Annotated in this window: 5 protein-coding genes and 1 rRNA gene; all 6 read left to right on the top strand. The window is 72.2% G+C overall.

Annotated elements, in window-relative coordinates; translation table 11 throughout:
• Positions 1 to 93 (top strand): 5S ribosomal RNA (rrf, locus tag ACFZBX_RS30820); the annotation flags it as partial.
• Positions 94 to 166: 73 nt separating this feature from the next.
• Positions 167 to 1,174, top strand: coding sequence for a mycothiol synthase (mshD, locus tag ACFZBX_RS30815; protein ID WP_391537099.1), 1,008 nt, complete (start codon positions 167 to 169; stop codon positions 1,172 to 1,174).
• A 336-nt stretch (positions 1,175 to 1,510) separates the two neighbouring features.
• Entirely contained in the window at positions 1,511 to 3,688 is a 2,178-nt protein-coding gene (locus tag ACFZBX_RS30810; protein ID WP_391537098.1) for an RNA degradosome polyphosphate kinase, read from the top strand.
• Positions 3,689 to 3,943: 255 nt separating this feature from the next.
• Positions 3,944 to 5,029, top strand: coding sequence for a CHAD domain-containing protein (locus ACFZBX_RS30805; RefSeq protein WP_391537097.1), 1,086 nt, complete (start codon positions 3,944 to 3,946; stop codon positions 5,027 to 5,029).
• 1 nt (position 5,030) lies between these two features.
• Positions 5,031 to 5,582 carry an NUDIX hydrolase gene (locus tag ACFZBX_RS30800; RefSeq protein ID WP_391537096.1) on the top strand — a complete coding sequence of 184 codons (552 nt, stop codon included), beginning with the start codon at positions 5,031 to 5,033 and terminating at the stop codon, positions 5,580 to 5,582.
• Positions 5,583 to 5,824: 242 nt separating this feature from the next.
• Positions 5,825 to 6,964, top strand: coding sequence for a phosphate ABC transporter substrate-binding protein PstS (pstS, locus tag ACFZBX_RS30795; RefSeq protein ID WP_391537095.1), 1,140 nt, complete (start codon positions 5,825 to 5,827; stop codon positions 6,962 to 6,964).
• The last annotated feature ends 49 nt before the right edge of the window (positions 6,965 to 7,013 follow it).

Here is a 7,013-nt window from a genome sequence, read left to right as displayed (position 1 = left end):
ACGCCCGGTTACATTCCGAACCCGGAAGCTAAGCCTCACAGCGCCGATGGTACTGCAGGGGGGACCCTGTGGGAGAGTAGGACGCCGCCGAACAAATTTTGAGAAGAACCCCCGCCGGTATTCCGGCGGGGGTTCTTTGCGTTCACCGCTGACGTATCGTCGGGGCATGGACGATGGAACGGCAACAACGGGCGACGCGATCACGGTCCTCGCCTCCGACGTACTGCGGCCGGCACAGCGGGACGCGGCCCTGCGGGTCCTGGCGGACGCCCAGGCCGCGGACGGCCGGGAGGCCGTGTCCGAGCAGGGGCGGCTTCGCCTGCGCTCCTCGGAGACGGCGCGGACCGGGGTGACCCACTTCCTCGCAGCGACCGGCACCGGCACTGGCACCGGTACCGACACCGTCGGCTACGGCCAGCTGGAGGTCCCGGCGAGCGGCGACGCCAACCCGGCCGCCGAACTCGTCGTGGCGCCGGCCGCCCGCGGGCGGGGCTTCGGGCGGCCCCTCGTGGACGCCGTGCTCGCCGAGGCCGGCCGGGCCGGCCGACCGCACGTCGACTTCTGGGTGCACGGCGGACATCCGGCGGCCCGGCACCTGGCCGAGCGGTACGGGGCCGAGTTGGTCCGCGAGCTGCGGCAGATGCGCCGCACCGGGCCACAGACCGAGGCAGTCCCGCTCCCGGACGGGATCGAACTGCGGACGTTCCGGCCCGGAGAGGACGACGCGGAGTGGCTCCGGCTGAACTCTCTCGCCTTCGCCCACCACCCGGAGCAGGGCTCCTGGACCGAGCGTGATCTCGCGGACCGGTTGGCCGAGCCGTGGTTCGACCCGGCCGGCTTCTTCATCGCCACCCGGGACGGCAAGCCGGTCGGCTTCCACTGGACCAAGGTGCACCCGGCGACCGCGGCCGAGCCGGCGCTCGGCGAGGTGTACGTGGTGGGCGTCGATCCGGCGGAGCAGGGCAGCGGCCTCGGCCGGGCGTTGACCGCGGCCGGCCTGCACCACCTGACGGGCGGTGACACCGCCGCCGGCGAGCGCGGTCTGGACACCGTTCTGCTGTACGTCGACGCGGACAATCCGGCGGCGGTGCGGGTGTACGAAAGGCTCGGATTCACCGTCCACGAAGTCGATCTGATGTATCGCGCGGACGTCGAGGGGAAGAATTCCCGGTGACCGGGTCCCGGTGACCGAGGGTGACCATGAGAACAGCACGCTCCGGCGCCGCCTAGCGGAGGAAACGGGGCCGGGGCAACGGGCGTGCGCCTGTCGCCCCGGCCCTGACCGCCTCAGCTTTCCTCCTGGCCATGCGGTGTTTACCGTGGATTCAATTAATGCCGCGAAGATCACAGGATGAAGTCCGTAGTGTCTCGCTCGTGCAGCATCGGTCGGCACGTGCCGACCGGTTCTGTGACGACCGCGCCGGGTGGTTGGGCGTTGGTGATGGGCGAGGGCGACGGCCCGAAAAGCATTTCGCGTCCGGACGCCGTCCTGCTGGAGGAGCTGGAGCCCATGAGCATCCCCCGCCCCGTCCCTGCCCCGCTGTCCCCGCCCGCGCGGATGTCCAGCGCGCTCGGGATACCGCCGGAGTTGACGGTCACCGATGAGCAGGACCTTGAGGAGCTGCCGCAGGGCCGTTTCCTGGACCGCGAGCGCAGCTGGCTGGCGTTCAACGAACGCGTGCTCGAACTGGCGGAGGATCCGGGGATACCGCTCCTGGAACGCGCCAAGTTCCTGGCGATCTTCGCGAGCAACCTCGACGAGTTCTTCATGGTCCGGGTGGCCGGCCTCAAGCGGCGGATCGCCACCGGTGTCGCCCAGCGCAGCGCGTCCGGGCTCCAGCCCCGCGAGGTGCTGGACCTCATCTGGACCCGCTCGCGCGAGCTGATGGCCCGCCACGCCGCCGCGTTCCAGCAGGAGGTGCTGCCGGACCTCGCCGCCGAGGGGATCGAGGTGGTCCGCTGGTCCGAGCTGGCGGAGAAGGAGCAGGCGCGGCTGCACACCCTGTTCCGGCAGAAGATCTTCCCGGTCCTCACCCCGCTGGCGGTGGACCCGGCGCACCCCTTCCCCTACATATCGGGACTCTCCCTCAACCTGGCGGTCGTGGTGCGCAACCCGGTCTCCGGGCACAAGCACTTCGCCAGAGTGAAGGTGCCGCAGTCGCTGGCGCGCTTCCTGGAGGCCTCCCCGCAGCGGTACGTGCCGCTGGAGGACGTCATGGGGGCGCATCTGGAGGAGCTCTTCCCGGGCATGGAGGTGCTCGCCCACCACGCCTTCCGGGTCACCCGCAACGAGGACCTGGAGGTGGAGGAGGACGACACCGAGAACATCCTCAAGGCCCTGGAGAAGGAGCTGATGCGGCGGCGCTTCGGCCCGCCGGTGCGGCTGGAGGTCGAGGAGTCGATCGACCCCTACATCCTGGACCTGCTGGTGCGGGAGCTGAACATCACCGAGGCGGAGGTCTTCCCGCTGCCCGGCCCGCTGGACCTCACGGGGCTGTTCGGCATCGCCGGGCTGGACCGGCCGGAGCTGAAGTACCCGAAGTTCGTGGCGGGCACCGCGCGCGGCCTGACCGACGTCGAGTCGGCGTCGCAGCCGGACATCTTCGCCGCGATGCGCGAGCGGGACGTGCTGCTGCACCACCCGTACGACAGCTTCTCCACCTCGGTGCAGGCCTTCCTGGAGCAGGCCGCGGCCGATCCCGACGTGCTGGCGATCAAGCAGACGCTGTACCGGACCTCAGGCGATTCGCCCATCGTCGACGCGCTGATCGACGCGGCGGAGTCCGGCAAGCAGGTGCTGGTGCTGGTCGAGATCAAGGCGCGTTTCGACGAGCAGGCCAACATCAAGTGGGCCCGCAAGCTGGAGGAGGCCGGCTGCCACGTGGTCTACGGCCTGGTCGGGCTGAAGACGCACTGCAAGCTGTCGCTGGTGGTCCGGCAGGAGGGCGACACCCTGCGCCGGTACTCGCACGTCGGCACCGGCAACTACCACCCGAAGACGGCCCGGCTGTACGAGGACCTCGGCCTGCTGACCTCGGACCCGCAGGTCGGCGCGGACCTCTCGGACCTCTTCAACCGGCTCTCCGGCTACTCGCGCCGGGAGTCCTACCGCCGGCTGCTGACCGCCCCGCGCGGACTGCGCGACGGCCTGGTGGCGCGGATCCACAACGAGATCGCCAACCACCGGGCCGGCCGTGCGGCGCACGTGAAGCTCAAGGTCAACTCGATCGTCGACGAGGCCGTGATCGACGCGCTGTACCGGGCCTCGCAGGCCGGGGTGCCGGTGGACGTGTGGGTGCGCGGCATCTGCGCGATCCGGCCGGGGGTGCCGGGGCTGAGCGAGAACATCCGGGTGCGCAGCATCCTGGGGCGCTTCCTGGAGCACTCGCGGATCTTCGTCTTCGGCAACAACGGCGATCCGGAGGTGTGGATCGGCAGCGCCGACATGATGCACCGCAACCTGGACCGCCGGATCGAGGCGCTGCTGCGGATCACCGACCCGGCGCACCGGGCCGAGCTGTCCGGGCTGCTCGACCTCGGGATGTCGGACGAGACGGAGTCCTGGCACCTGGGGGCGGAGGGGGCCTGGACCCGGCACGCCCAGGGCGGCGACGGCAAGGCGTTGCGCCACGTCCAGGACCTGCTCATCGACTCGCGTCAGCGCCGTCGGGCCGCCACCGCCCGATGACCGCCGGTCGCCGCCACGACCCCGCTGACGCCAGACGTGACGACGCCAGACGTGCCGACGTGAGCCGCGACGCCGCGCGGCGGGCCCGCACCGTACCGACCGGTGCGGGCCCCGCCGCCGGGGGACACGACGGGACGAGACTCGACGACGCGACCGCGCGACCCACCGACGCGAGCCGCTGAGCGGTAGGGACCCGCTGAGCGGTCGGCCACCAGCCCCGGGGACGGCCCCGGGGGAACGGGGATCTACCTAGCCATGACCGATGCGCCGATGACGGCCCAGGCGGCCTCCACCGCGACCGCCGGGGACATCCTCTCCAGCCATCTCACCGCCCTGGCGGGCGCGTTCCTGCGCGCTCTGCCGCTGGCGGTGGGCGAGGTCGGTGCGAGACCGGGTGCGTCCGTGGTCCCGTCGGAGGGCACGGCGGACCTGCTGCGGGCGGTGCGGCGGATCAGCGGGCTGCTGACCACCTTCTCCGCCTCGTTCGAGCCGGTCTGGGCGCAGGAGTCGCGGACCGAGCTGGCGTGGCTGCTGAACCTGCTGGCGCTGGAGCCGGGGTACGTGCGGCGGTCGGCCCGGTTGCTGGGGGCGCTGGACGGGCTGAGCGGCAGCGAGGCGGAGGGGCCGGGCATGCTGGCCGGCCACGCGGGGGCGCCGAAGGCGCGGGCGCTGCTCGACCGGCAGCTGACCCTGGCCCGGACCAGGGCGCACTCGACGGTGCTGCAGGAGCTGCGCTCGGCTCGGCTGCACGCGCTGGCGGACCGGATGACGCTGCTGGTGGCGGAGGCGCCGCTGGCGGAGTCGGCGGACGGCCGGGCGGGGGCGGTGCTGGTGCCGCAGGCGGCGGCCGCGTTCGGGGCGCTGGCGGCGAGCGCCCAGCAACTGCCGTTGCAGCGGGCGTCGACGCCGTACGGCGGGGACGGGCTGCGCCGGCTGGGGTCGGTGCCGAGTGCGCGGGGCGCGCTGGACGCGGACGCGGCGCTGGCGGCGGACGACGCGCCGTGGCACCGGACGAGGGGGCTGGTGAAGCGGGCCCGGTACGCGCTGGAGGTGTGCGGGCGGCCGTCGGCGGTGCTGGACGAGCTGGACCGGGTGCTGCTGCGGCACCAGGAGGCGTCGGAGGCTGCGGTGACGGCGGCGACGGCGGCGCGCACGCCGCGGATCACCCCGGCGACGGCGTACGTGCTGGGCGTGGTGCATGCGGACCAGCGGCTGGAGGTGGAGGCGGCGCGGTACGCCTTCGGGCGGCGGTGGCCGGAGCTGCCGCCGGGTACGGAGGCGTGGCTGGAGCTGCCCCCGGCCGAGGGCTGGGGGGCGGCGGCGGAATCGCGGACGGTCTGAGGTGGGCGGGCGGCCGCTGCCGGAGGACGGCCGGCGCGCGGGGGAGCGGCCGGTCGGCCGGGCGGCGTCCGGCCGGGCGGGGTCCGACCGGACGGTGTACGGCGGGCCGGTGGTGCTGGCGGCAGGGGCGGTGCTCTGGCTGCCGGGGCGCCCGAAGAAGAGCGGTGCGCTGGGCCGGCCGCGGATCGCGGTGATCCACCGGCCGAAGTACGACGACTGGAGCCTGCCGAAGGGGAAGCTGCACCCCGGCGAGGACGTGGTCGGGGCGGCGCTGCGCGAGGTGCGGGAGGAAACGGGGTTCTGCTGCGTGCTGGGGCCCGAGCTGCCGACCCAGCACTACGTGGCGCAGGGGCGCCCGAAGGAGGTCCGGTACTGGGCGGCGGTGCCGACGACCGGCGGGTTCCGGCCGAGCCGGGAGGTGGACCGCCTGGAGTGGCTGCCGGCGGGGAAGGCGCGGGCGCGGTTGAGCCGGGAGCAGGACCGGCTGCTGGTCGACGCGCTGCTCGAACTGCTGGGCGCCAGGCCGGTGCGGTTGCGGGGCCGGGAGACGTGAAGGAACAGTGGAAGTGATCTCCCTGCGCTCTTGCCGTGACGCAACCGTTACTACCTGACGTAGTTTCCTGTCATCCGTTCGAGGTTCACTCCCCGTTCACTTCCGACCGGCTGACGCGTCACCTACCCGGCCTAACTTCGGTAGCACCGGCGGGCCGAACGGGCCCCGGACCTCAGCAAAACCCGTGCTTCGCCCTGCTCGGCAGGGCTCGTGCCGGGCAATGCCACAGAAAGGGACACCCTGTGAAGCTCCAGCGGAACGGCCGCTCCAAGGCCCTCGCGATCGGTGCCATGGCGCTCGTTGGCTCGCTGTCGCTCGCCGCGTGCGGCTCGGACGAGAACAACACCAACGCCGCCCCGGCGGGTTCCAGCGGCGCCGCGGCCCCCGCCGCGATCAACTGTGGCTCGAAGCCCACCGCGCTGGTCGCCGCAGGCTCCACCGCGCAGGGCAACGCGATCGACGTCCTGAAGAACAACTTCGAGGCGGCCTGCAAGGGTGCCACCGTCAACTACGGCGGCGGCGGCTCCGGTGCCGGTGTCCAGCAGTTCAACCAGGGCAAGATCCAGTTCGCCGGCTCGGACTCGGCGCTGAAGCCGGCCGAGGTCGAGGCCAGCAAGGCCGTCTGCACCGGTGGCCAGGGCATCAACCTGCCGCTCGTCGCGGGCCTGATCTCGATCGTCTACAACGTGGACGGCGTGGACAACCTGGTCCTGGACGCCCCGACCATCGCGAAGATCTTCGACTCGCAGATCATCAAGTGGAACGACCCGGCCATCGCCGCCCTGAACCCGGGCGCCAAGCTGCCGGACGCCGACATCCAGGCCTTCCACCGCACCGACGACTCGGGCACCACCGAGAACCTGACCAAGTACTTCGCCAAGACCTCGGGCGGCGCCTGGGCCTACCCGGCCAGCAAGGCCTGGGCGGGCAAGGGCGGCCAGGGCGCCAACGGCTCGGCCGGTGTCGCGGCCCAGGTGAAGCAGGTCAAGAACTCGATCAGCTACGCCGAGCTGTCCTTCGCCCAGACCAACAACCTGAAGAGCGCCGCCATCAACACCGGCGCCGCCAAGCCGGTCGAGGCCACCGCCGCCAACGCCGCCAACACCTTCGCCAAGGCGCAGATCGCCGGCACCAACAGCAGCGACCTCGCGCTGACCCTCGACTACGCGACCAAGGAAGAGGGCTCCTACCCGCTGGTCCTGGTCACCTACGAGATCGCCTGCGACAAGGGCAACAAGGCCGACACCCTCGACACCCTGAAGGCCTTCCTGGCGTACACCGCCAGCGACGCGGGCCAGAAGGCGATCGGCGAGGCGGGCTACGTTCCGCTGCCGAAGTCGCTGACCGACAAGGTGAACACCGTCATCGGCTCGCTCGCCTGACCCAGTAGGACCTCCGCTGGGGCGGCCCCGTGAACGAGGGGGGCCGGGG

The organism is Kitasatospora sp. NPDC008115, from assembly GCF_042957205.1.
In the GTDB taxonomy this organism is placed as follows: domain Bacteria; phylum Actinomycetota; class Actinomycetes; order Streptomycetales; family Streptomycetaceae; genus Kitasatospora.
Note: the sequence above shows the minus strand (reverse complement) of the source record. Positions and strands in the feature narration are given on the sequence as shown.

Excerpts from the sequence above, each read along its gene's own strand:
- mshD (WP_391537099.1), top strand. The coding sequence starts at position 167 with ATGGACGATGGAACGGCAACAACGGGCGACGCGATCACGGTCCTCGCC.
- ACFZBX_RS30805 (WP_391537097.1), top strand. The coding sequence starts at position 3,944 with ATGACCGATGCGCCGATGACGGCCCAGGCGGCCTCCACCGCGACCGCC.
- ACFZBX_RS30810 (WP_391537098.1), top strand. The coding sequence starts at position 1,511 with ATGAGCATCCCCCGCCCCGTCCCTGCCCCGCTGTCCCCGCCCGCGCGG.